21 protein-coding genes are annotated in these 24,942 nt (G+C 72.6%); 14 read left to right on the forward strand and 7 right to left on the reverse strand.

Features of this window, described 5'->3' with window-relative positions; genetic code table 11:
• Positions 1-402: 402 nt before the first annotated feature.
• Complete coding sequence (locus tag WME96_RS14420) at positions 403-2,004, forward strand: alpha-amylase family glycosyl hydrolase (RefSeq protein ID WP_437290695.1); 1,602 nt, start codon at positions 403-405, stop codon at positions 2,002-2,004.
• A gap of 18 nt (positions 2,005-2,022) precedes the next feature.
• Here the strand turns inward: WME96_RS14420 and WME96_RS14425 are convergent, their stop codons facing one another.
• Positions 2,023-2,757, reverse strand: coding sequence for a glutathione S-transferase family protein (locus WME96_RS14425; RefSeq protein WP_437290696.1), 735 nt, complete (start codon positions 2,755-2,757; stop codon positions 2,023-2,025).
• 43 nt (positions 2,758-2,800) lie between these two features.
• Complete coding sequence (locus tag WME96_RS14430; protein WP_437290697.1) at positions 2,801-4,474, reverse strand: aminotransferase class I/II-fold pyridoxal phosphate-dependent enzyme; 1,674 nt, start codon at positions 4,472-4,474, stop codon at positions 2,801-2,803.
• Between the two features lie 388 nt (positions 4,475-4,862).
• Here WME96_RS14430 and WME96_RS14435 point away from each other — a divergent pair, with 388 nt between their 5' ends.
• From WME96_RS14435 to WME96_RS14455, 5 genes are all read left to right on the forward strand, one after another.
• Positions 4,863-6,224, forward strand: a complete 1,362-nt coding sequence (locus tag WME96_RS14435) for a sigma-54-dependent transcriptional regulator (protein ID WP_433936036.1) — start codon at positions 4,863-4,865, stop codon at positions 6,222-6,224.
• Between the two features lie 171 nt (positions 6,225-6,395).
• Entirely contained in the window at positions 6,396-7,715 is a 1,320-nt protein-coding gene (locus WME96_RS14440; protein ID WP_437290698.1) for a PhoH family protein, read from the forward strand.
• A 32-nt stretch (positions 7,716-7,747) separates the two neighbouring features.
• Entirely contained in the window at positions 7,748-7,933 is a 186-nt protein-coding gene (locus WME96_RS14445) for a hypothetical protein (protein ID WP_437290699.1), read from the forward strand.
• The gene (locus WME96_RS14450; RefSeq protein ID WP_437290700.1) at positions 7,911-9,020 is read left to right on the forward strand and encodes a tyrosine/phenylalanine carboxypeptidase domain-containing protein; all 1,110 of its coding nucleotides are present in this window, start codon (positions 7,911-7,913) and stop codon (positions 9,018-9,020) included. The genes WME96_RS14445 and WME96_RS14450 overlap by 23 nt, the downstream gene beginning before the upstream one ends.
• Before the next feature lie 383 nt (positions 9,021-9,403).
• On the forward strand, positions 9,404-9,616 hold the full coding sequence (locus WME96_RS14455) for a hypothetical protein (protein WP_061613018.1): 213 nt from the start codon (positions 9,404-9,406) through the stop codon (positions 9,614-9,616).
• Positions 9,617-9,755: 139 nt separating this feature from the next.
• On the opposite strand, the gene WME96_RS14460 is transcribed toward WME96_RS14455, so the two are convergent.
• From WME96_RS14460 to WME96_RS14475, 4 genes are all read right to left on the reverse strand, one after another.
• Positions 9,756-11,951, reverse strand: coding sequence for a RecQ family ATP-dependent DNA helicase (locus WME96_RS14460; protein ID WP_437290701.1), 2,196 nt, complete (start codon positions 11,949-11,951; stop codon positions 9,756-9,758).
• A gap of 143 nt (positions 11,952-12,094) precedes the next feature.
• On the reverse strand, positions 12,095-12,787 hold the full coding sequence (locus tag WME96_RS14465) for an oxidoreductase (RefSeq protein ID WP_437290702.1): 693 nt from the start codon (positions 12,785-12,787) through the stop codon (positions 12,095-12,097).
• 244 nt (positions 12,788-13,031) lie between these two features.
• On the reverse strand, positions 13,032-13,547 hold the full coding sequence (locus WME96_RS14470; RefSeq protein WP_437290703.1) for an NUDIX hydrolase: 516 nt from the start codon (positions 13,545-13,547) through the stop codon (positions 13,032-13,034).
• A gap of 499 nt (positions 13,548-14,046) precedes the next feature.
• On the reverse strand, positions 14,047-14,625 hold the full coding sequence (locus tag WME96_RS14475; protein ID WP_437290704.1) for an FxsA family protein: 579 nt from the start codon (positions 14,623-14,625) through the stop codon (positions 14,047-14,049).
• Between the two features lie 208 nt (positions 14,626-14,833).
• Between WME96_RS14475 and WME96_RS14480 the strand changes: the two genes are divergently transcribed.
• From WME96_RS14480 to WME96_RS14490, 3 genes are all read left to right on the forward strand, one after another.
• Positions 14,834-16,378: a lysine 5,6-aminomutase subunit alpha gene (locus WME96_RS14480; RefSeq protein ID WP_437290705.1), complete on the forward strand. Its 1,545-nt coding sequence runs from the start codon at positions 14,834-14,836 to the stop codon at positions 16,376-16,378.
• A 43-nt stretch (positions 16,379-16,421) separates the two neighbouring features.
• The gene (locus WME96_RS14485; RefSeq protein ID WP_437290706.1) at positions 16,422-16,913 is read left to right on the forward strand and encodes a hypothetical protein; all 492 of its coding nucleotides are present in this window, start codon (positions 16,422-16,424) and stop codon (positions 16,911-16,913) included.
• A gap of 327 nt (positions 16,914-17,240) precedes the next feature.
• Positions 17,241-17,975: an OAM dimerization domain-containing protein gene (locus WME96_RS14490; protein WP_437290707.1), complete on the forward strand. Its 735-nt coding sequence runs from the start codon at positions 17,241-17,243 to the stop codon at positions 17,973-17,975.
• Between the two features lie 3 nt (positions 17,976-17,978).
• Here the strand turns inward: WME96_RS14490 and WME96_RS14495 are convergent, their stop codons facing one another.
• Entirely contained in the window at positions 17,979-18,770 is a 792-nt protein-coding gene (locus WME96_RS14495; protein WP_437290708.1) for a DnaJ domain-containing protein, read from the reverse strand.
• Between the two features lie 162 nt (positions 18,771-18,932).
• Here WME96_RS14495 and WME96_RS14500 point away from each other — a divergent pair, with 162 nt between their 5' ends.
• The 5 genes from WME96_RS14500 to WME96_RS14520 all read left to right on the forward strand — a co-directional run bounded on the left by WME96_RS14500 (position 18,933) and on the right by WME96_RS14520 (position 24,759).
• Positions 18,933-19,778, forward strand: a complete 846-nt coding sequence (locus WME96_RS14500) for an SDR family NAD(P)-dependent oxidoreductase (RefSeq protein ID WP_437290709.1) — start codon at positions 18,933-18,935, stop codon at positions 19,776-19,778.
• A 346-nt stretch (positions 19,779-20,124) separates the two neighbouring features.
• A complete protein-coding gene (locus WME96_RS14505) occupies positions 20,125-21,888 on the forward strand; it encodes a hypothetical protein (protein ID WP_437290710.1) in 1,764 nt (587 codons plus the stop codon).
• A 44-nt stretch (positions 21,889-21,932) separates the two neighbouring features.
• Positions 21,933-22,439, forward strand: a complete 507-nt coding sequence (locus WME96_RS14510) for a T3SS (YopN, CesT) and YbjN peptide-binding chaperone 1 (RefSeq protein ID WP_061618555.1) — start codon at positions 21,933-21,935, stop codon at positions 22,437-22,439.
• Between the two features lie 179 nt (positions 22,440-22,618).
• Positions 22,619-23,695, forward strand: a complete 1,077-nt coding sequence (locus tag WME96_RS14515) for a hypothetical protein (protein WP_437290711.1) — start codon at positions 22,619-22,621, stop codon at positions 23,693-23,695.
• Positions 23,696-23,877: 182 nt separating this feature from the next.
• Positions 23,878-24,759 (forward strand): carboxypeptidase regulatory-like domain-containing protein, encoded by an 882-nt coding sequence (locus WME96_RS14520; protein WP_437290712.1) that lies wholly within the window; start codon positions 23,878-23,880, stop codon positions 24,757-24,759.
• Positions 24,760-24,942: the final 183 nt, after the last annotated feature.

Raw genomic sequence — 24,942 nt, forward strand, 5'->3', positions numbered from 1 at the left:
GAACTGCCTCCTCTGCGCAACATGGCGTGAAAGCAACATGAAACGTGAAAGCAACATGCAACGTAACGGCAGCGGGCAGACAGTAACGTAGTGATGAGCCACTACGCAAAGCCCATGTGCATGGGCGCGAGAGATCAACGCCGCGCCCGCGCCGTGATCGAGGCGGCGTGGCGCGCTTGCCCACCGGCGCGCCGGTCGAGGCGGCGCGCCTGCCCGCGGGCGCGCCTGCACCCGGGCGCGCCGTCCGCCGCCCACAGCCCCATGAGGGCGCCGCCGGACGCGCGCGCCAAGGCGCCCCCTTGTCGAGCTCGCCGCTCGCGGGCGCTGCAGCGCGGCGCGCCCGGTGGCGCCGGCGCCGCGTGCTAAGGTCGCGCCGCGACAGGTTCAGAGGGAGCGCGCGACATGCTCGATGCACGCTGGTGGCAGCGGGGAATCGTCTATCAGATCTACCCTCGCTCGTTCATGGACTCGAACGGCGACGGCATCGGCGATCTCCGCGGGATCCGGTCCCGCCTCGACCATCTCGCGTGGCTCGGCGTCGACGCGATCTGGATCTCCCCCATCTACACATCGCCGATGGCCGACTTCGGTTACGACGTGTCGGACTACCGCGGCATCGATCCCCGCTTCGGCACGCTGGAGGAGTTCGACGCGCTCGTGCGCGACGCGCACGCCGCCGGTCTCAAGGTCATCCTCGACTACGTGCCGAACCACACCTCCGATAGGCACCCCTGGTTCCTCGAGTCCCGCGCCTCGCGCGCCAGCGCGAAGCGGGGCTGGTACATCTGGCGCGATCCGGCGCCGGACGGCGGCCCGCCCAGCAACTGGCTCAGCGAGTTCGGGGGATCTGCGTGGGAGTGGGACGCCGCCACGGGCCAGTATTACTACCACGCGTACCTGAAGGAGCAGCCGGACCTCGACTGGCGCAACCCCGACGTGCGCGACGCGATGCTCGATGTGCTGCGCTTCTGGCTGGACCGCGGCGTCGATGGTTTCCGCGTCGACACCATTCACCATCTCATCAAGGACAGCGAGCTCCGGGACAACCCGCCGAACCCTCACTGGAAGCCCGGCATGCCGCCGCACCGGAAGCTGCTCCGGCTGTACACGACCGACCGCCCGGAGGTGCACGAGGCCGTCGCCGCCATGCGCCGCGTGCTCGACGCATACGACGATCGGGTGCTGATCGGCGAGGCGTATCTGCCGTTCGATCGGCTGATGGCCTACTACGGACAGGACCTGTCCGGCATGCACCTGCCCTTCAATTTCCACCTGATCGGCGCGCCCTGGAGCGCGCGGGCGATCGCGGAGATCGTCCGGGAGTACGAGGCGGCGCTGCCGCCGGGCGCGTGGCCGAACTGGGTGCTCGGGAACCACGACAAGCCCCGCATCAGGAGCCGCATCGGCGCCGCCCAGGCGCGCGTCGCGGCGATGCTGCTCCTCACGCTCCGGGGCACCCCGACGCTCTATTACGGCGACGAGATCGGGATGAGCGACGTCCCGATCGCGCCCGGGCAGGTGCAGGACCCGTTCGAGAAGAACGTGCCCGGCCTCGGCGTCGGGCGCGATCCCGAGCGCACGCCTATGCAGTGGGACGGCAGCCCCAACAGCGGCTTCACGACCGGCGCGCCGTGGCTGCCGCTCGCGGCGGACGCGGATCGCACCAACGTCGCGGCGCTGCGCGCCGATCCGCGGTCGATCCTGTCGCTCTACCGCGCGCTCATCGCCCTCCGGCGGGCCGAGCCGGCGCTCGCCGTCGGCGGCTACGCCCCGCTCGCCGCGGGCGACGATCTGCTCGCCTACGAGCGAGCGCACGACGGCCGGCGCCTCGTCGTCGCGCTCAACCTGTCGTCGCAGCCGCGCCGGCTGGAGCTCCCGGGCGGCGCCGCGGGCGGGCGCATCCTGCTGTCCACGGGCCTCGACCGGGCAGGGGAGCGGCTGGAGCCGATCGCGGAGCTCGGCCCGGACGAGGGCCTGATCGCCGAGGCGGGCGCGCAGGGCTGAGGGCCCCTGCGCCGTCGCTCACTGGAGGTGGTCGCGGTAGAAGCGGTCCCGGAAGTCGAAGAAGGGGGCGAGATCGGGGTGCTCGGCGATGCTGTGCACGGACGCGCCCGCGAGCGCCGGCCGGAAGAGGTGTCGCGACGGCGGAAATTTCAAGGGGTGCACGAGGCTCACGGCGGCGATGTCGGCGAGCGACGGCTCGTCGCCGACGAGGTATCTCGACGTCTCGAGCCGGGCGCAGAGGTCGGCGAGGGTGGCGCGCAGGATGCCTTCCGCCTCGTCGAACCGCCGGTGGACCGCCCCGAGCCGCGCCTCGGCGATCGGGACGACGGCGGCCATGGCGCGGAGCCCGGCGCTGACGAGCGGCGTGGTCGCGGCGCCCAGCGCCTCGAGGTACCGCTCGTCGCGGACGGCGTGGCGCACCCAGACGAGCGGCCCGCTCCTGCCGAGCGTGTCGTCGAGCTGCGCCTCCAGGGCGAGCACCTCGAGCCGCGCGCTGGGGTCGTCCGGCAACAGGCGCCGCCGATCGGGGAAGGTGCGCTCGAGGTAGAGGGCGATCTCGGTGGAGTCAGCGACGACCGTGCCGTCGTGCTCGAGCACGGGGAGCTTGCGCTGGCCGGAGAGGCGGTAGATGGCGATCTGCTCGGGACCGGGCTGGTGCTCCACGATCCGGTACTCGAGCCCCTTGAAGTCGAGCGTCGCCCGCGCCTTCTCGGAGAAGTGGCTGATCGGAAAGCGATGGAGGACGATCGTCATCGCTCGTCGATACCACGGGCGGGCGCCGCTGTACCGGCGCCGCCTAGATGACGCCGAACTTCTTCCCGACCTTCTCGAACGCCTCGAGCGCGTGATCGAGGTGCTTGCGCTCGTGGGTCGCCATGTAGCTCGTGCGGAGGACCTGCTGCTTGGGCGGGACCCCGGGGGTGATGAACGGGTTCACGTAGAGCGCGTAGTCGTCGAGGAGCGACTTCCACATCATCACGGTCTTGAGGTCGTCGCGGATGTAGATGGGGATCACGGCCGTCTCGGTCTTGCCGAGCTCGAAGCCGAGCCGCTGCAGCTCCGTGCGCATGTAGGTGAAGTTCTCGCGGAGCTTCTCCTGGCGCCAGGGCTCCTCCTGCATGACCTCGAGCGCTGCCATGGCGGCGGCGACGCAGGGGGGCGCCGCGCTCGCCGCGAAGAGGAAGCTGTAGGCGAAATGTTGAATGTAATCGAGCACCTTGCGCTCTCCCACGAGCCAGCCGCCGATCGAGGCGAGCGACTTCGAGAAGGTGCCGCCGATGAGGTCGACGTCCTTGCCGAGGCCGAAGTGCGCCGCGGTGCCGCGGCCGCCGGGGCCGATGACGCCGAGGGCGTGCGCGTCGTCGACCAGGAGCCGCGCCTTGTGCTTCTTCACCACCTCGACGATCCCGGGCAGGCTCGCGATCTCGCCCTGGGCGCTGAAGACGCCGTCGGTGATCACGAGCGCCCCCTCGGTGTCGGCGATCTCGGAGAGCGCGCTGTCGAGCGCCGCCGGGTCGCTGTGCTTGTACCGCACCATCCGGGCGCCGGACGCCTGCGCGAGCCGCACGCCGTCGTAGATCGACGCGTGATCGTCCTTGTCGATCATGGCGACGCTCCGCTTGTTGGCGAGGAGCGCGGAGATGGTGGCGATGTTGACCTGATAGCCCGTCGTGAACACGAGCCCCGCCTCCTTGCCGTGGTAGGCGGCGAGCTTCTCCTCCAGCTCGTTGTGGAGGCGCATCGACCCGTTCACGAGCCGCGAGCCGGTCATGCTCGTGCCGTACTTGTCGATCGCCTTCTTCGCGGCCTCTCGCACCTTCGGGTGGGTCGTCAGCCCGAGGTAGTTGTTCGAGCCGAGCATGGTCACGGTCCGCCCCTCGAGCTGCGCCTCGGGGCCGTTGTTGAAGTCGAGCGGCCGGAAGAAGGGGTAGACGCCCATGGCGCGGGCGTTGTCCGCGGTCATGAACTTGTAGGCCTTCTCGAACACGTCGCGCCCGCCGATCCGCGACAGCGACGTCCGCGCCGCCATCTGGGTCGCGAGCTGCTGCTCGGCCGCCGCGGCGACGTAGGTGCCCGCGCCGTTGGCGGCGCCGTTCGCGCCCGCGCCGTTCGCGCCCACGCCGTTCACGTGCGAGCGGCCGGCGGCCGGCGGCCTGGCGCTCACCGTCTCCTCCACGGTCGACAGCCCCGCGCCGCCGGCCGCCGGCCGGGCGGACGCCGCGCGGGCCGGGGTCGCCCCGTGGACGCCAGCCTCGTCGTCGAGCGCCGGATCGATGTTCGGGAGCGCGTGGCCGTTCAGCAGGATGTCCCACGCCTCCGCGGCCCGCTCCCCGGCGGCGCGCAGGCGGTTCTTCGCATCCATGACCCCGGTGGCGAGCCGCATCACGCGATCGTTGCTGACGACTCGGACGACCCTGCCCGACGAGGCGAGCTTCTTTGCTTGGTCGACCAGACGATCCTTCATGCTCATGCCCTGGCTCCTCACGCGATCGAATTAAGAGACGCGGTCCTTCCCGCAAAAGCCGCGCCGGCGTGTCGCGTGGGGCCGCGCGCGGCCCTGCTCGATCCCGGTGCGCGTCGCCGCTAAAGCAGCCTGCGCGACGTGCGTCAACTGGGCACCACCGCGCCGCCCCGCCGTCGCCCGGCGCCCGCGGCGCGGACGCCGCGCAGGCGCATTCCGCGTCGCGCAGCGGGCTTCGCGCGGTGCGCCGCGGCCTTCGCAGAGGCCGCCCGCCTCGCCGCGCGGCGGACCCCGCACCCGAGCGCAACTCCCCGCGGATGGGCGCACCGCGGCATGGGCCGAGGTGCAACTCGTTGCGGAGTGGTGGGCGCCGGTGTAGGAAAAGTTTTCAGGGTCTATGCGCCGTGTCCTGGTTGTCGACGACGAAGAAAACCTGCGCCTCGTGGTGCGCACGTTCCTCAAGCGGGACGGCTATGAGGTCGAGGCGGTCTCGAGCGGCGAGGAGGCCCTCGCGATGGTCGAGACGTTCGGGCCCGACGTGATCCTCACCGACGTCCGGATGCCCCGGATGGGCGGGCTCGATCTGCTGGCGACGCTCAAGGCCAAGGGCAACGAGGCCACGGTCATCGTGATGAGCGCGTATGGCAACATCGACCTCGCGATCGAGGCGATGAAGGCGGGCGCCTACGATTACATCCAGAAGCCGTTCAAGGCCGAGGAGGTGCTGCTCACGCTCCGCAAGGCCGAGGAGCGGGAGGCGCTCCGCCGCGAGAACCGCGCCCTTCGCCAGGAGATCCGGCGGGAGAACTTCTTCGAGGAGATCCTCGCGAAGAGCCCGCCGATGCAGGCGATCTTCAAGACGATCGCGAAGGTGGCCGAGTACAAGACCACGGCGCTCATCACGGGCGAGAGCGGCGTGGGCAAGGAGCTCGTGGCCCGGGCGATCCACCGGCGGTCGAGCCGGCGCGGCGGGCCGTTCGTGGCGGTCAACTGCGGGGCGATCCCGGAGAACCTGCTGGAGAGCGAGCTCTTCGGGTACAAGCGGGGGGCGTTTACCGACGCGATGAACGACAGGGCGGGGCTGTTCGAGCAGGCGAACCACGGCACGCTGCTGCTCGACGAGATCGGCGAGCTGCCGCTCTCGCTGCAGGTGAAGCTGCTCCGGGTGCTCCAGGAGGAGACGATCCGCCGCCTGGGGGACAACCGGGACATCAAGGTCGATGTCCGCATCCTGGCGGCGACGCACCGCGATCTCGCGGCCGAGACGCAGGCGGGCCGGTTCCGCGAGGACCTGTTCTACCGGATCAACGTGCTCCCGATCGCGATCCCGCCGCTCAGGGAGCGGCGCGAGGACATCCCGATCCTGCTCGATCACTTCCTCGCGCGGAACAACGCGCGGTTCGGCATGAACATCCGCGGCTTCGAGCCGGAGGCGCGCCGGCTACTCCTGGAGTACCGGTGGCCGGGGAACGTCCGGGAGCTGGAGAACACCGTCGAGCGCGCGATGGTGCTCTGCGAGGGCGAGCGCATCGGCGAGGCCGACCTGCCCGACCGGATCCGCGAGGCGCGCGACCCGATCCAGATGCAGCTCACGAGCGGGGAGCTGTCGATCAAGAAGACGTCGCGCGTGATCGAGGAGATCCTCATCCGGCGGGCGCTCCAGAAGACCAAGGGCAACCGGACCAAGGCGGCCGAGGTGCTCGAGATCAGCCACCGGGCGCTGCTCTACAAGATCAAGGACTACCGGATCGATCTCTGACCACCACCGGACGCCCGGAACGTGGCGATCCGGCCGAGTCGAACGGCGTTATTTCCCCGGATGTCCGGGAGGGGCTCCTGCCGATGGACGGGTGACGACATCTCCGGGCGGGCGACACAACAGCTCCCTTGCGCCCGTCCCTCCAGGGGGGTACGTCGTCGCGCCCGACCCATGAAGAAGAATTACGTTCTCGACGCGAACGTCCTGCTCCACGACCCCCACGCGATCTTCAAGTTCGAGGACAACGACGTCATCATCCCGATCTACGCGATCGAGGAGATCGACCAGTTCAAGCGGGAGGGCTCCGAGCGCGGGCGCAACGCGAGGACCATCGCGCGGCTGCTCGACGAGGTCCGCGGCGCCGGGACGCTCGCGACCGGCGTGCTCCTCGAGAACGGCGGGACGCTGCGGATCGCGATCCCGGAGCGGCGGCCGGAGCTGCTCGTGGGGCTGGAGTCGGGCTCGCAGGACAACGCCATCCTGCAGACGGCGATCGACATCCGCGACCGGCACAAGGACCGGCCGACCATCTTCGTGACGATGGACACGAACCTCCGGATCCGCGCCGACGCGCTCGGGATCCCGGCGGAGACGTACGAGAACCAGCGGGTGCACGACCCGTCGATCGAGCAGTCGGTGGTCGAGCTCGAGGTGCCCGGCGCCGAGGTCGACGCGTTCTTCCAGAACGGCTTCCTCGCGGGCGCCAACCTCGCGGATCTGTTGCCGAATGCGGCGGTGCTCCTCCGCGACGCGGGGGCGCCGAGCCACACGGCGCTCGGCCGCTTCGACGCGGCGCGCGGGCAGATCGTCGCGCTGCGCGTCGGCCGGGAAGGGGTGATGGGGGTGCGGCCGCGCAACAAGGAGCAGGCGTTCGCGCTCGACCTGCTCCTCGACGATTCCGTCCGGCTGCTCACGCTCGTCGGCAAGGCGGGGACGGGCAAGACGCTGCTGGCGCTCGCGGCGGCGCTCAAGCGCACGACGGAGGACAACGCCTACAGCCGGTTGCTCGTGAGCCGGCCGATCATGCCGCTCGGGCGCGATCTGGGCTTCCTTCCGGGCGACGTGGACGAGAAGCTGAACCCGTGGATGCAGCCGATCTTCGACAACCTCGAGTTCCTGTTCTCGAACGGCGGCACGAAGCCGGGGCGCGACGCGCGCGGCTTCGTGGAGCTGCTCGAGAGCGGGCAGATCCAGGTCGAGCCGCTGACGTACATCCGCGGGCGCAGCCTGCCGCACCAGTACCTCATCGTGGACGAGGCCCAGAACCTCACCCCGCACGAGGTGAAGACGATCATCACGCGCTGCGGCGAGGGGACGAAGATCGTGCTGACCGGCGATCCGCAGCAGATCGACAACCCGTACGTGGACCACGCGTCGAACGGCCTGCTCGTGGTGGCGGAGCGGTTCAAGCGCGAGCGCATCGCGGGGCACGTTGTGCTCGCCAAGGGCGAGCGCAGCGAGCTCGCGGAGCTCGCGGCGAACCTGCTCTGAGGCAGGCAGCACCGGGCGCGCGGCGCGATCGCGTGGCGAGCGTGGCGAGCGTGGCGAGCGTGGCGAGCGTGGCGAGCGTGGCGAGCGTGGCGAGCGTGGCGAGCGTGGCGAGCGTGGCGAGCGTGGCGAGCGTGGCGAGCGTGGCGAGCGTGGCGAGCGTGGCGAGCGTGGCGAGCGTGAAAGGAGCGGAGGGGCGTGGCGCGGCGTCCTCGGGCTAGAGCGGCGGAGCCCCCCGCGCCGCCGGCCTGGGTGCCGGACGCGGACCGGCTCCTCGGCGCGGCGGCGCGGCGGATCCGCGTCGTCGGCGCGAGCACGCCGGTGAACCTGGTGGAGGAGCTCGCGCGGCTCGCCGCGGCGTGGGGGCGGAGCGGCGCCGAGGTCCCGCGCTTCACGTACGCGCCGGCGCAGGACCACGGCGACGTCCGGAGGGCGATGGAGACGGCGGCCGAGCGGCTGGCGGAGCAGGGGGAGCTCGGCGCCGTGTACGCCGGCCGCGCCCGCGAGCTCGCCGCGGAGGCCGCGATCTGCGAGGCCGCGGGCGGGGCGGGGTGCTGGGCGGCGGCGCGCCTGCGCTACGCGGCGCGCGACGCGTTCGACGAGCAGGCGGACGCGCTCGCCGCGACCTGGGCCGAGGAGGAGGCGGGGGCGGCGGCGCGCGAGGAGGCGCGGGTGCGGAGCGACGACGCGCGCGCGCCGGGGTCGCTCGTGTCGCGGATGCGGCGCGAGATCGGGGCGCGGCGGTTGCCGCTGCGGGTGGTGATCGCGGACATCGCGCCGCTCGCCGCGACGGGCGACGGGGTGATCCAGGTGGCGCGCGGGCGCATGCTCACGCGCGACGACGTGGAGCGCACGGTGCTCCACGAGATCGAGGGGCACGCGGCGCCCGGCGTGCGCGCCGCGGCGCTCCCGCTCGGGATCTTCGCGATCGGGACGGCGAACGGCGGCGACGATCAGGAGGGCTGGGCGCTCGCGCGCGAGCGCGCGGCGGGCTACCTGGTGGGCGCGCGGCGGAGCGAGCTCGGGCTGCGCCACCTGGCTGCGCGCAGCGTCGAGCGCGGGGCGGGGTTCGTCGAGACCGCGCGGCTGCTCGAGGCGCGCGGGGCGCGCTCCACGGCGGACGCCCTGCGCATCGCGGCGCGCGTCCACCGGGGCGGCGGGCTGGCGCGGGAGGTCGTCTACCTGCCGGCGCTGCTGCGGGTCGAGGCGCTGCTCCTGGCGCACCCGGCGCTCGGCCAGGTGCTCGCCTCGGGCAGGGTGTCGGTGAGCGCGGCAGCGGCGCTTGCGTCCTGGGCGCAGGGGAGCTGACGGACCGAGGTTGAGGTGAACCGACCGAGGTTGGGGTGAGCCGACCGAGGTTGAGGTGAGCGGTGAGCTGGCGGCCGTGGTTGCCGGGTTCGAGCCGGAGGTTGGGAACCCGGGAAGAAATTCCGGACATCCCCTGAACTTCATGCCTTCCCGCGAAGCCCATCCGGTGAAATGGAGGACCGCGGGGCGGCGAGCGGAGCGAATGGGGGCTGCGTGAAGGGAAGGATCACTCCAGCCGTGCGAGCACGGCATGGAACGCGCTTGTCGTGTCCACCGGAAAGCAGGGTGTCCCGCGCGCGAGGTCTCGACCCGGTCGACAGCGCGCCGCGCGGAGCCGCATCCGGGAGGGCGGGGCGCGGAGGGGCCAACGGGCGGAGGGGGACATGAACTCGAAGAAGACCATGGAGCGAGGCTCCAGACGGGCGCCCAGGGGAATCGAGGCGCCGACGGTGGTCCTCAAGGACGACCTTCATGTCGTCGATCTCGGCGCCGGCGTGATGCTCGACGTGTTCATCAACGTCGAGGGCCGGCTCACGACGTTCGTCAGCCTGGACGGCCAGCTCATCGCCGAGCTCCGCGTCGCAGGTCACGCCTGAACGGAGGCGACGCCGCTTCGAACAGAGAGGCCTGGAGACGGGGCGAACGACCCGAGCGTTCACCCCGCCCTCACGCCTCTCTTGGGCCTGTCGCCGCGCCGCCCCCGCCGCTCACCGCGCCGGGGCGCCCCTCCGGCGATCACGGTCCCGAGAACTCCCGCACCACGCGCAGGATGCCCTCCCCGTAGCTCGAGATCTTCGCCTGCCCCATCCCGCGCGCGAGCGCGAGGTCGTCGAGCGACGCGGGCCGGATCCGGGCGATCTCGCGGAGCGTCCGGTCGTGCGCGATGATGTACGCGGGCAGCGCCTTCTCCTTCGCGAGCGCCGCCCTGTGGGCGCGGAGCGCCTCGAACAGCGGGACATCCTGCTCCTCGAGCTCGACGCCGGGCCCGTCGCCCGCCGCGCGCGAGGCAGCGACGGCAGCGGCCGCCTCGGAGGGCGCCGCGCCGGCGTGGGCCGCCTCCGCCGATGACGGGGGCGCGGCCGGCCGCGCGCGCGCCGGCGCGGACGCCGTGGCCGTCGCCGCCGGCGCCCGCGCGGCGGGCGAGGGGCCCGGCGCCGCGCGGCGCAGCGGCCTGCGGCGCGCCGCGGGGAGCGGGAGCCGCACCCGGGCGGGCACCTCGCCGCGCATCACGCGCCAGCCCGCCGGCGTGACGAGCGGGACGGGGAACTCTCCGGTGGTGAGATCGATCCAGGCGTTGGCGAGCAGGACGCGCAGGATCGACATCGCCTCGTCGTGGCTCTTCCCTTCGAGGACGCCGAACGTGGAGAGCCGGTCGAGCCCCATGCGGCGGACGCGCTCGTTCGACTCGCCGACGAGCATCGACGCGATCGCCTGCATCCCGGCGCCGCCCTTCACCCGCGCGACGCCGGCGAGCGCGCGGCGCACGAGGTCGTTGTCGCGGGCGAGCGCGGCCGGGTCGCTCGCCTCCAGGGCGTCGACCTCGAGGCAGACGTCGCAGTGGCCGCAGCCGCCGAGCGACTCGGCCTCGTCGCCGAAGTAGCGAAGGATGAAGTCGTGCCGGCAGGTCGCGGCGTCGACGTAGCGGAGCAGCTCGCGGAAGAGCCCCCAGGCGCGCGCGGCGTCGTCCGCGTTCGCCTCCACGCCCCCCTCGCCGAGCTGGCACAGCCGCCGGCGCAGCGCGATGTCCGCGGGCGCGAAGAGCAGGAGGCCGCGCGCCGGATCGCCGTCGCGCCCGGCGCGCCCGACCTCCTGGTAGTAGGCCTCGATCGACGACGGCGGCTGGGCGTGCACGACCAGGCGGACGTCGGGGCGGTCGATGCCCATCCCGAAGGCGTTCGTGGCCACCACCACGGAGAGCGTGCGGTCGGCGAAGCCGGCCGAGAGGCGCGCGCGCGACTCGGGGGCGAGGCCGGCGTGGTACGCTTCCGCGTTCCAGCCGGCGTCGCGGAGCGCCTCGGCGAGCCGCTCCGCGCCCTTGCGGGTCGCGGCGTAGACGATGCCCGCGCCGCGGGGCCGCCCGGGGTCGCCGAGGGCGTCGGACAGCGCCCGCGCCGTGCGGCGCCCCGCCTCGCGCGGGCCGTCGACCGCGGAGACCTGCAGGTGGAGGTTGGGCCGGGCGAACCCGCGCAGGATCACCTTGGGCGGCGGCTCTTCGGACGCGCGCGATCCGCGCGACCCGCGCCCGTCCTCCGCCTCGCCGTCCTCGTCGGAGGAGCGCAGCGGCCAGCCGAGCCGGCGGATGATCTCGTCGCGCGCATCGGGGGTCGCGGTCGCGGTGCAGGCGAGCACCCGGGGCGGTCGGAGCCGCGCGAGCGCGGCGCCGATGCGCAGGTAGTCGGGCCGGAAGTCGTGCCCCCACTGGACGATGCAGTGCGCCTCGTCGATCGCGACGAGCGAGAGCCGGCTCGCGGTGAGCGCCTCGAGGAAGCCATCGAGCGCGAGGCGCTCGGGCGCCGCGTAGACGAGCTTGTACTCGCCCCGACGGAGCGCGCCGAGGCGGCGGCCGTTCTCCTCGCGCGAGAGGCTGGACGCGACGAACGTGGCGGGGATGCCCCGCGCATCGAGCGCGCGCACCTGATCTTCCATCAGGGAGATGAGGGGGCTCAGGACGAGCGTCGTGCCGGGCAGGGCGACGGCCGGGAGCTGGTAGCAGAGCGACTTGCCGCCGCCCGTCGGCGCGACAACGAGGACGCGGCCCGCGCCCCCGAGCAGGGCGTCGATCGCCTCGCGCTGCCACGGCCGGAACGAGGCGATGCCGAACCGCTCCGCGAGCACGGCGTCGATCGACGGTGGCGGGCCCTCGGGAGGGCGCAGCAGGGAGGGGGCGAGGCGCTCGGTCAGGATGGACAAGGGGGGCTCTGCGAAGACCATGGCGGCGGCCTCCAGCGAGCGCCGTGCCCGCCGCGAGCCCTAGCATTTCCGCTCGCTTGCGTCGCGGCAGGGGTGGCGGCGCCATGGCGGCCCCGGGATCGTCCCGCGCGCGAGCGCGGGCAGGGGAGGTAGGGGAGCGGCGATCAGGCCTGGACGACGCCGATGCCCTTGGCGAGCGCTTCCATGTCGTCGAAGTGATAGATGTGGCGGCCGGGGTTCCCCCGGAGCGCGGCGGCGACCATGGCGCCGGCGACGGTCCTCGCGTCGATCGGGCGGTACCTGCGCAGGCCTCCCTTCATCGTGAACCGGAGCGTCTGCGCCGCCGCGACGCCGATGGCCTCGCCCTTCCTGACCTCGCCCCGCTCCCCGAGCAGCAGGCTCGGGCGCATGACGTGCACCGACGCGAAGCTCGCGGCGGAGAGCTCCTGCTCGAGCTCTCCCTTCACGCGCAGGTAGAAGCTCGTCGAGCGCGGATCGGCGCCGACGGAGGAGACGAGGACGAGCTGCTTCACCCCCGCCTTCTCGGCGAGCCTGGCGACGGAGATCGGGTAACGATAGTCGATCTGATAGAAGGCCTCTTCGGAGCCGGCCTTGGCGATCGTGGTCCCGAGCGCGCAGAACACGTCGGTGACGCCGGCGAACTCGGCGCCGTCCAGCCGATCGAAGTCGACGATGCGCTGGGAGAGCCGCGGATCCTCGATCGGGGCGGGGCGGCGCAGCAGGGCGATGACCCGCGCGTACGCGGGCTGCTGCACGAGGAGGCGCAAGCAATGGCCGCCGACGAGGCCTGTTCCTCCCACGATGAGGGCTGTCTTGTCGACCGTCATGAGCTCCATGTCCCTGCAGAATCGCCTGCGGAGAGAGCGCCGCCGCGGGGATCCACAGCCGTACCGAGCAGCGTAACCGAAGCAGCGCTGGATCGATAGCGGCCGCCCGCGTCGCTGGCGGCCGGGCTGGGCCGACAGCGGCCGACCTTGCGCGGCGCGGGCGGCCGGCCTGGGCGGGACTCCCACGCTTGCTTCCCTCGTGTGTGCGGGCTCTACAGTCCCCCGGTCGCCGGGCGGGGCCGCGGCGCGCAGCTCACGCGGGGGTGGGGCTGGCCTTCTGCGAGAACTTCGTCCGCTGGGCGTGGAACGCCCTGACGGCCATCGGGATGACCTGCTCCCGGTGCTTGGGTACCATGTTGTTCGGGAGCTGCTCCACGGGCCACCAGGTGCCCGTGGCCGGGACCTCGGCGAGCTTCGCCTGATGGACCCGGGACAGCATCCAGCCGCGCGCGGCGGCCGAGAAGTAGTCGCCGATGAACGTGAAGTCGGAGATCGCGACCCCGACCCGATCGAGCACGTGCTCGGGCTGCTCGCCCGGCGAGAGGACGCTCCCGGGGCAGCCCCACGCGCCCGGCTCCGACTCCGACGCTCCACGCTGGGTCAGGAGCACCTCCAGGGCGCCCGAGTCGGCGTTCTTCCGGAGGCACACCGCGTCCGCGGCGAGGTGGATGGGGAGCCGCGAGATGGCGTTGATGAGCGAGCTGCCGATCGGTTCCCTGGGATCGACGTGCCCGAGCAGCCAGTCGGTCATGGACTTGAAGAGCCTCATCGGGTCACCCCCCTCGACGGCGTGAGGTGGGACCGCCGGCTCGTCGCCGCGGGACGCGCGTCCAGGCGAGCGCGTCGGTGCTGCTCGGTGCTGGACGTCGTGCCAGAGCCGTTCATCGTGCGGCTCCCCGAGCGGCGCGGCTGGGTCGATGGGATCTCGGTTCGAGTTGGATCTAGCATAGGGTGTTGCGTTGGGTTCGTTGTGCGTTGTCGCGTCACGTGGAACAGCCTCAGATCTTCATGTCGCTTCTCCTGACTTGTCGGACCGCTCCGACGACGTTGAGGAGCCTACAACAGGCATTGTTTCTTTGTCGTTTCATTCGTGCAGCCCGCGCGTGAATCATCAACTTGCGTTGTTGATGGCGCTGTTGCTTGCGTGTTTCGCGAGCTCCGGACGCGGGTGTCCAGGCGCGGTGTGCTAACGAGGTGTGCGAGGAGCGTTGATGCCCGAGGTCCGGCGAGCGCGCATGGGCTCGCCAGGGCGTCGGCGTCGCCGCGTGTCAGCGGGGCAGTCGTCGCGGGCTCTGCTGTGCCGGCTCGCCGCGCGCGTCGTCGTCGGTCACCTCCGCCTCGACGTCGATGACCTGCCCAGGCGCCGGCTGCCGTCGCGGCCCGTCGGGGTGCTCGCCGAACGGCCCGCCGCCGCCGAAGTCGATGACCCTCATGCTGAAGAACGCGCCGGCGCCCGGGCCGGCTCCACCGAAGCCAGCGGCGCTCGCCGCCACCCGCCGCTCGAGCCGCTCGCGCACCAGCGCCGCGATCCGGCGGCGCGTGGGCGGGAGCAGGAGCAGGATCCCCGCCACGTCGGTCAGCACGCCCGGCGTGACGAGCAGCGCCGCGCCGAGGAGCACGAGCAGACCTCCCGTGAGCCCCTCGTCGGGGATGCGGCCCTCGGTCATCGCGCCCCGCCAGGCGGCGAGCACCTTGAGCCCCTCGCGCTTGCCGAGCGCCGCGCCGAGGACCGCCGTTCCGAGCGCGAGCGCGACGGTGGGCCAGAAGCCGATGACGTCCCCGATCGAGAGAAGCAGCCAGAGCTCCACGATCGGGACCACCGTGAAGAGCAGGATGAGCTTGCCCATGACCACCCGTCTAGCGCTGCCCGCCGCGCGGCGCACGCGGCGTGGAGCAAGCCCGCTCGCCGAGGCGAACCGCGCGCCCGGGGCCGCGTTTGTCGGCGAGCCGCGCGCGCCGCCGGGCCTCTCGCGGTCGGCCGCTCCGCCGCGGATCCCGCGCCGGAGTACCGGCCGCGGTGAGAGTGCGCTAAGACCGCCTGCCCCGGAGAAATCCATGACGACTGTCCCCGTGGAGCAGGAAAAGGTGGAGGCGTGCCGCGCATTTGCGGCCGACATCGCCGACGAGGTCCAGCGCTTCATCGACCGCCACACGACGGTCGGCGTCGAGCGCACCGTGGCCCGCGCCTACGGCGTGGTCGGCGCCGACGCCGAGGGGACGCCGCTCGTGAACGCGCTCGTCGACCGCATCCACAAGGCGGGGCAGGCCGGCCGCGGCGTCGCGTACCACCTCGGCCGGGCGCTCTGCGAGGGCGCCGCCTCGGTGCAGGAGGCGGCGGAGATGCTGGCGTTCAGCGAGGCGGCCGACTTTGGCCAGGGCCCGTCGGCGGCCGAGGCGCGCGGCGCGCTCGAGGCGGCGACGCGGGAGGCGATCGCCCGGATCGACCGGGCGCGCGACGAGCGCGAGGCCAACAAGGCCGCTCACCGCGTCGGCGCCGCGCCGCTCAAGTACGTCATCGTCGCGACCGGCAACATCTACGACGATGCCGTCCAGGCCAAGGCCGCCGGCTTCGCCGGGGCCGATATCGTCGCCGTGATCCGCGCGACCGCGCAGTCGCTCCTCGACTACGTGCCGGAGGGGCCGACCACCGAGGGATACGGCGGCACGTACGCGACGCAGGAGAACTTCAGGATCATCCGCCGCGCCACCGACGAGGCGACCCGCGACACCGGCACCTACCTCGCGCAGACGAACTACTCGTCCGGCCTGTGCATGAGCGAGATCGCCTGGATGGCGGCGGTCGAGCGGCTCGACATGCTGCTCAACGACGCGATGTACGGGATCCTGTTCCGCGACATCAACATGCAGCGGACGTTCATCGATCAGTACTTCTCCCGCCGGATCATCGCGAGGAGCGGGATCGTCATCAACACGGGAGAGGACAACTACCTCACGACGGCGGACGCGGTCGAGAAGGCCCACACGGTGCTCGCGTCGCAGTTCATCAACGAGGCGTTCGCCCTGCGCGCGGGCCTCCCCGAGGAGCAGATGGGCCTCGGCCACGCCTTCGAGATCAACCCCTGGCTCGAGGACAGCCTCCTCCTCGAGCTCGCGCAGGCCCAGCTGGTCCGGCAGATCTTCGACCGGCACCCGATCAAGTGGATGCCGCCCACCAAGTTCAAGACAGGCGACATCTTCCACAGCCACGTCCACGACGCGATGTTCAACCTGGTCGGCATCACGACCGGCCAGTCGATCGAGCTGCTCGGGATGTTCAGCGAGGCCGTCCACACGCCGCTCCTCATGGACCGGTATCTCTCGCTGAAGAGCGCCCGCTACATCTTCACGGCGGCGCGGCACCTCGGCGACGAGATCCAGTGGAAGCCGGGCGGCGTCGTCGAGTCGCGCGCCCGCGAGGTCCTCGACAAGGCGCACGCGCTGCTGCGCGAGGTCGAGCGGGACACCCTCTGGGACGCGATCGGGCGCGGCGCCTTCGGCGACGTCAAGCGCACGCGCACCGGCGGAAAGGGGTACGCGGGGGTCGTGGCGCGGCACCCGGAGTACCTCAATCCGATCCTCGAGGTCCTGGAGCGCTCGTAGCGCTCCCTGCCCTGACCGGGCCGGGATCTGCGAACATGGGCGCGTGAGCGGGAAGGCACCTGAGGGGACACGACGGGGCGGTTCACCTTACCGGGGCGGCGCGACCGACGCGGTGCGGCTCGAGGTCCTGGAGGACCGGGTCGAGGAGCAGCGACAGGCGCTCGACAGGCAGCAGCGCGCGCTCGACGAGCTCAGGGAAGAGCTCGCGCGCGTCCGCGCTCAGGTCGCCCATCTCCCGGCGCCGGCGCCCCCAGCGAAGGGGAAGCAGCCCGGGAGAGACGACGTCCGCTGCGCGGCCGAGGATCTCCTGCGCCGCGCGGAGCACCTTCCCTCCTCCGAGGTGTTCGCCGAGCTGCGCAAGCTGGCCGACGCCCACCCGTCGCACGCCTCCATCGAGGAGCTCGTCGATCGGGTCCACTGCGCCCGCTGCGGGCGCCGGATCCGACGGCCAGACCCCAGCGAGCCGAGCCACCACGGGCGGTACTGGTCGGGCCGATGCCCGCGCTGCCATGAGCCCCTCCGCTTCCAGCGCTGACGGGCCGATCGAGGGGAACGGAAAAGGAGCCTCCAGGGCGCCAGGGACGCCCGGAAAACCAGGATCTCTCTTCCTGGCGTCTCTGTCGTCCTGGCGCCTCAATCCCTCCTCGTCCTGGCGCCGCGCCAGAGCGGCGCCCATGCCAGGCGCCGGGTGGGAACCGCTCTTGAGAGCCATGTCACTCGAGTCTTCAAAAGACATGCTTCCTGACCTGGCGCGCCCGTTTTGCTCGCTCCCGGCCGCGCGATCGCCCTGGCCGCGCGAGGCCGCCTGGCGCTACTCTCAACAAGGGATCGGCGCAGTCCGCCCCTGCAGACGGAGGTGAGCATGACACAGCGGAACATCCTGCGTGCGTATGGCGATCGCGAGGGCGACGGGATGGTCCAGCTGTCGTTCACGCTCCGCGTCCTGCCGGGCGACCGCGCGCGTGAGGCGGCGAAGCGCTTCGCCGAGGCGCACGGGCTGCGCGAGCCCCTGGTCACGGCCATGGAGCAGGCCAGCCGGGAACACACGTATTTCGTCGTTTACGGCCACTCCCAGCACGGGGTCGACATCTCGGACATCGAGGTTCAGGAGCTCGCCGCCCAGCCGCTCACGCGCGACGAGATCGAGGCGCAGGCGAAGAAGCTCGGCCGCAAGATCGTGGTCGTGGGCGCCTGCACCGGCAGCGACGCGCACACCGTGGGCATCGACGCGATCCTGAACTACAAGGGCTTCGCCGGGGAGAAGGGCCTCGAGAGCTTCAAGTGCTTCGACGCCCACAACCTCGGCGCGCAGGTCGAGAACGCCGAGCTCTGCGAGAAGGCGAAGGCGCTCGGCGCCGACGCCATCCTGGTCTCGCAGGTGATCACGCAGCGGAACTGCCACAAGGAGAACGCGGCGGCGCTCGTCGAGATGGCGACGCGCCAGGGCTTCCGGGACAAGGTGATCCTGCTGCTCGGCGGCCCGCGCATCGATCACAACCTCGCCGTCGAGCTCGGCTTCGACGCCGGCTTCGGCCCGGGGACGAAGCCGATCACGGTGGCGTCGTTCCTTGTCGAGCGCCTCGCGGGCAGGGCGTAGCGGTCAGGCGACGAGCAGGTGGTAGGCGGCCGAGAGCTCGGCGAACCGCGCGGTGCGCCGGGCGTGCTCGGTGGGCTGCGAGGCGCCGAGGTCGGGGTGCAGCACCGCGGCGAGGCGGCGGAACGCGCGGCGGATCTCGACCTCGCTCGCGCCCTCGCGCAGGCCGAGCACCTCGAGCGCCCGGCGGCGCGGCTCGTCCACGCGGGCGGCGCGCGGCGCGCTCGACGAGGCGCCGCGCGGCGCGCTCGACGAGGCGTTGCGCGCGGCGCCAGCGCTCGCGACGCGGCGGTGGCGGTCCCGCGCGCGCGGGCGGCCGTGCAGGAAGTCGCTCGGGGCGAGCGGGCCGGTCTGCCGGAGCGCCCCGGCGAGCGGCCGCGCGGTGTGGAAGCAGATGGTCGCCTCCTCGATCGCGAAGAGCGCCTCGAGGCGCGCGCGGAGCTGGATGCGGAGCGCGCGCTCGACCGCGCTCTCCGGGATGAGCCCCGCGGCCACGAGCACCTCGCCGGTCCGGCGCCCCCGGTGCGCCGCGACGAGCGAGGCGAGCCGCTGGATCGACGGCCCGGGCGCGGAGCCGTCCTGCGCGAGGATCTCGCCGAGGCGGGGCACCCGCAGGGGCGTCTCGACGGCCGTCACGAGGCCGGAGAAGAGCTGGATCCGGTGCTGCCGGCCGGGCACCGTGGAGCCGCTCGGCGTCCGGAGCTCGCAGAGCTCGAGGAGCCCGGTCGTCTTCTCACGGTACAGCGCGCCGAGCAGGTCTCCCAGGGTCGACGTGGAGAGGCGGCTGGGCAGTTGCATCGAACGCGGCGTTACCATCGCCGCCCGCGATCGGGCAAAGAAGCGGCGGGCGGGCGCGTGCGCGCGCACGAATGTGCGCCCGGGTCGAGGCCCGGTGTGCGAAGCTCCGCGCGAAAACGGCCCGGCGCACCGCGCCGGCGCGCGGATCAGGAGGAATCTGCGATGGGCTTGCTCGACGGAAAGGTCGCGATCATCACGGGCGCCGGCGGCGGGATCGGCCGCGAGGAGGCGCTGCTCTTCGCCAGGGAGGGCGCGAAGGTCGTCGTCAACGATCTCGGCGGCGCGCGCGACGGGTCGGGCTCGAGCGACGCGATGGCGTCCCAGGTCGCGGAGGAGATCCGGGCCGCGGGCGGGGAGGCCGCCCCGAGCTTCGACAGCGTGACGACCCCCGAGGGGGCCGAGAGGATCGTGAAGACGGCCGTCGACGCGTTCGGCAGGGTCGACATCCTGGTCAACAACGCGGGAATCCTCCGCGACAAGACGCTCCTCAAGATGGATGAGAGGATGTGGGACGCCGTCATCGCCGTTCACCTGAAGGGGACCTTCCTGTGCACGCAGGCCGCCGCGAAGCAGATGATCGCGCAGGGCGGGGGAGGGCGCGTCGTCAACACCACGAGCGTCTCGGGGATGCTCGGCAACTTCGGACAGGCCAACTACGCCGCTGCCAAGGCCGGCATCTACGGGCTCACCCGCACCGCCGCGATCGAGCTGCAGAAGCAGCGGATCACGGTCAACGCGGTCGCGCCCATCGCCAAGACGCGCATGACGGAGGATCTGCCCATGTTCCAGTCGGCCGGCGACACGCTCACGCCGGCGCACGTCGCGCCCGCGGCGCTGTTCCTCGCGTCCGACCTGTGCGCCGACCGCACCGGCAACGTCCTCGCGGTCGCCGGCGCGCAGATGTACATTTACAAGGTCGTCCAGAGCCCCGGGAAGTTCAAGGACGAGGGCGGTATCTGGACGGCGCAGGAGATCGCCGATCACTGGGACGCCATCAACAAGCTCTGATGGCCATGCCGGCGCAGGAGGCCCGCCGAGGTGCCGGCCGGCGCGCGGGGCGAGCGCGCCCGCCCAGGGCTGCCGTCGCCGCGGACTCCGGGGCGCGAGCAGGACGGCGCGCGGCGAGGCGCGGGCAGCGGGCGCGGCAGACGCGAGGGCGCGCCGACCGTTGCTGTGCTGATCCTCGGATGCTAGGTTCGAACCGCTTCCTGGGTGCGATTGGCGCATCGGCGTACTGTTCGAGCAGGTCGTTCACGCGGAGTCTGGAGGTGCCACCGGTGACCGTCGTTCGCTGCTGTTACGGCTGCGCCTCACCGCGCGGCGCCGTCTCTGCAGCGCGGAGGCGCTGAGCTCCATGTCGCGCGACGCTCACATCCCGCTCGCCCTGTGGATCTGCGCGGCGATCGTGGCGCACATGGCGGGCGGCAGCGGCGCGGTCGAGGTGGCGCAGGTCATCGAGGACCGGGCCCAGCTCCGCCAGATGGTCCACGCGGTGCGGCAGGGCCTCCGGCCGGGCGACATGACGTTCGAGGTGCTGACCGACGGCCTGGCCGCCACGCCGCCTCCCGCCCCGCTCGCGCCGCCGGAGCGACCGTCGGACGCCCCGGCGGAGGGCGAGCCGGACAAGGACACGCCCCCCGATCCGCAGCAGAAGCCCGATCCGGCCAAGGTGGCGCAGACCCCGCCGCCCAGGCCGGAGCCGCCGCGCGAGAAGGCGCCGCCGCCCCCGCCGCCCGAGCCGGAGCCGCCGAAGGAAGAGGTGGTCAAGGTGGTGCCGGTCAAGCCCGTGCCCCCGCCGCCCATGCCGCCGGCAGATCGGCGGATCGCCGTCCGCCAGCACGTCGAGAAGGACCAGGAGGACAACCCCGAGGCGAGCCGGATCGCGGACGACGCCAACAAGGTCGCCGAGGAGACCATGGCGCAGATCCGCTCGAAGGATCAGGACGATCCCACGCCGACGCCCGGGACGCCGTCGGGCCCGATGGGGCCGAAGGACAAGGTCGGCGACAGCGATCACGATCACAGCGGCCACAGCGAGGAGCGAGCTGGCAACGAGAAGCACGCGCCCGGCGAGAGGAGCCCCGAGAGCGAGAGCGCGGAGCACCACAGCCCGGCGTCCCCGGCGCAGGCAGCCCAGGCCGCCCGGGTGGCGCCGCCGCCGAGCGTGCCGGGGGCGAGCGGCGGCGGTCGCGTCGCGCAGGCGCCGCCCGCCGCCGTGCCGCCGCCGGACAAGGGCGCTGCGGGCGGCGCGGGGCCGGCGTCGCCCGAGGTCGTCGACAGCCCGCGCGAGGGCTACTCCCTCAACCCGGCGAACCCGGGCGGCGACGGCAAGAGCCGCGTCGCCGGCAAGAAGGCGACGCCGCAGCCCTACCAGAGCCCGGTCCGCGTCGGCTCGATCGGCCTCGGCGCGCCCGGGCTCCCCGGCGGGCCCAACCTCAACCTGAACATGGCCGGCGTGCAGGCGGCCGTGGGCAACGAGAAGCTCAAGGCGGAGCGGGCCGCGGACGGCGCCTCCCGCAAGAGCGCGCACCGGGGCTCGTGGGAGACGACGGACAAGTGGAAGAAGTGGCGCGCCGCGATCGAGAACTACGACCCCTCGGTCAAGCCCGGCAACCAGACGTCCCTCAACGCCGCGCGGGTGCCGTTCGCGACGTACATCAACATGATCCACAACCGGCTCCACCCGATCTTCGCGGAGGAGTTCCTCGCGTCGCTCGAGAGCCTGCCCTCCGGGCACGCGTTCAACCAGAACCGGGTGACGCACCTGGAGATCGTGCTGAACAAGGACAGCGGCAGCGTCGTGCGCCTCGGCGTCACGCGGCCGAGCGGGATGACCGCGTTCGACATCGTCGCGCTGAGCTCGGTGCACCGGGCGTCGCCGTTCGGCAAGGCGCCGGACGCGATCGTGTCGCCGGACGGCAACGTGTACTTGCACTGGGAGTTCCACCGCGATCCGTACGACGCGTGCTCCACGCGCAACGCCAAGCCCTTCCTGCTGAAGGCGCCGTCCGAGGCCACCCCGGTCGAACCGCCGCCGGTGCGCAGGCCGCCGCGGCCCGTCCCGGGCGACGAGAAGAGGATGCCGTCCTCCGGGCCGCTGCTTCCGCTCCGGCGATAGGTCCCGGCTCTGCATCGGGACCGCGGCGATGTATCCTCGGCGTCATGCCGAAGGATTCCGACGCGGCCGTTCAAGTGACCAACGCGCGCATCGAGGCGGCGCTCGCGGATTCCCCGGCGTTCACCCGGGTCGAGCCGCAGTTCTACGTGGTCCGCCAGGGGACCGCATACGTTTACCTGCATGTGCTGCCGTGGGCGCCGGATCGCGCGCTCGTGCGGCTCGTCGCTCAGCTCGCCCGCGGCGTCGAGATGACGCCGGATCTCGCGATGAAGCTGCTCCGCCTGAACGCGCGCATCCGCTTCGGCGCGTTCGGTTACGTCGCGCAGGGCTCGTGTGTCGTCATCGTCCACACGCTCCTCGGCGGCGAGACGCTCGACGCCGACGAGATCCTGGTCGCCCTCCGGGACCTGTCGGTGCTCGCGGACGAGTACGACGACCGCATCGTCGAGGAGGCCGGCGGCCAGCGGATGCAGGACCTCATCGACGCCTCCGCGACCGCCGCGGTCTTCACCGATCTCGACGCCGCCCCCCGCGCCTGGGACAAGGGCTGAGCGACGGGCGCCCCCCTTCATTCATGCTCCTCAACATCGATCTTCCCCCCGACCCCCCCCCTCCTTCCGCCGCGCCGGATCCCGCCGCCGCACCGCGCCGCGAGGAGGGCGGCGACGCTCGGCCCGCCGAGCCCGCCGAACCACGGTCCTCGGCCGCCTCGCGGCCTCCGCTCGCCGGCATGCCCGTGCTCGCGCTGATCCGGCCGCTCGCCGTGCTCGCCCTGCTCGCGATGGTCCTCGGCCGCATGCTCGCGCCCGCGATGGTCGGCCTGGCGGTGGGCATCGAGCGCACCGCGCACGCGGTCGAGCTCGCCGGCGCTGGCGCCTCGCAGCTCTTCGCGATCGGCGCCATCGTGATGGCGATGGCGCTGATCAGCGCGGTCGTCCGGAGCCGCGTCCCCTACGCGCTGCGGATCGCGGCGATCGTCGCGGGCAGCTTCGTGATCCTCGTCGTCCTGCACGCGACGGTGCAGCGCGTGCCCGATCTCTCGGCTGCGCTCATCGGCGTGAGCGCGGCGATCCTCGCGCTCGGCAGCGCCTGGGAGGCGCTCCGCGTCCCGTTCATGCGACCGGTCGCGGCCGCGCTCGGGCTCGTCGGCGCCTCCGCGCTCGTGCGGCTCACCGGCGTGCTCCTGGCGGTCTGGGCGAACGAGCGCGGCTCGAAGGCGCTCGCAGGCGCGACGAGCTCCGTCGCGACCGCCGCGTTCGCGCTCGACGCGCTGGCCGTCCTCACCGCGACCGTCGCGCTCGGCGCCCGCCGCGACGCGCGGTCGCGCGACGCCGAGCAGCCCGGGCCGGGGCCGCGCCTCGTGAGCCCGCTCTCGCTCGCGGCGCTCGCCTCGGCGCTGCTCGCCACGCGCGCGGCGCTCGGGGGCGCCGCGGAGGACGCGTCGATGGTCGAGACGCTCTTCCGCCGCGCGCTCGACCGGCTGCTCACGCGCCCCGCGCCGGTCGTTCCGCTCTCGATGCAGCTCTTCGCCGCCGCGCTCTCGGTGGTGGTCATCGCGCTCGCGCTGATCGCCCCGCCGCGGCTGCCGGCGCTGGGCGGCGCGCTCGCGCTGCTGCTCGTCGCGCGCAGCGCCCCCGAGGTGCCGCTCGGCGCGCTGTCGCTCGTGATCGCCGCGCTCTGCGTCGCCCTCGCCTCGCGCGACGAGCGCGGGTTCTGGGCGGCCGTGCTCGCGACCGAGCGCGAGCGCGCCCCGAGCGCCCTCCCGGGCGCCGGGAAACCGGACCCTACCGGCGGCGCCTCAGGTTGACGCGAGCGACGACACTCGTTAAGGACGCCCTCGCTGCGCGGAGGATCAGCGCGCGGCGTTCCACCTGCTGCTCGCCACCGGGATGACCTCAGAGCCGTGCGGTCCCGCCGGCCTCGCGTCGCGCGGGCCCGGAGGGGCGCGATCCAGGCTCGCGGTAGCGCGCCAGGGCCCGGGAGAGTCTCATGAACCGTCGCGAACTCGTCTCGCTCTCCGCTCTCTCGCTCGCCGCGTTGACGCTCGGCGTCGGGTGCCCCGACGAGCCTTCGAGACCCACCGGTGGGGTGGCCGCGACCACCGCGACGGCGGCAGCGCCGACGGCACCGACCGCGGCGCCCGCGGCGTCTCAGGCGCCGCAAGCCACCGCACAGGCGGCGGCGCCGGCCGCGCCCGAGGGCAAGGGGACGATCAAGGGCGTCGTCAAATTCACCGGCAAGCCGGTCGAGATGAAGATCCCGACCGCGCGCAAGGACGCCCCTGTCTGTCAGGACAAGGAGGTCGTGTACAACGCGGTCGTCGTCAACGACGGCAAGCTCAAGGACACCTTCGTCCGCATCGCGGTCGGGGGCGTGCCGGGGAGCTGGAAGGCGCCCGACGCGCACGCGGTGGTCGACCAGAAGGACTGCATGTATGAGCCGCGCATCCAGGGCGTGGTCTCCGATCAGCAGGTCGACATCAAGAACAGCGACCGGACGCTGCACAACGTGCACACCTACAAGGGCGCTGAGACGCTGTTCAACCAGGCGCAGCCGAGGGGCGCCGATCCGCTCACGAAGACGTGGAAGGACGGCATCATCAAGCTCACCTGCGACATCCACCCGTGGATGCGCGGCTTCGTGGTGGTGACGGATCACCCGTTCTTCGCCGTGAGCGGCGATGACGGCGCCTTCACGATCGAGAAGGTCCCTGCCGGCAAGTACAAGCTCGAGGCGTGGCACCCCCGCTACGGCCTCAAGACGGCCGATGTCTCCGTTGCCGACGACAAGCCCGCCCAGGTCACGTTCACGTACGCGGGCACCGAGCCCGAGCCGGCGGAGAACAAGGACGAGCTCAAGGGCCTCTGGTGAGCCTCCCGGCGCGAGGGGCGCGGACGGCGCCCGAGGTCGCCCGGCTGACCGAGCGCGGCGCGAGCGGGGCTGATGTTCGGCCCTGCCTGGAACTGCGGGACTGCAGACCGGTGTTGGGCGCGACGGAGCCGCTGCGGCGCGCCGCGACCGTTGCCGAACGCCGGTTCGTTCCCTATCGGAGTC

This window comes from Sorangium sp. So ce406 (assembly GCF_051474675.1).
Lineage (GTDB): Bacteria > Myxococcota_A > Polyangia > Polyangiales > Polyangiaceae > Sorangium > Sorangium cellulosum_G.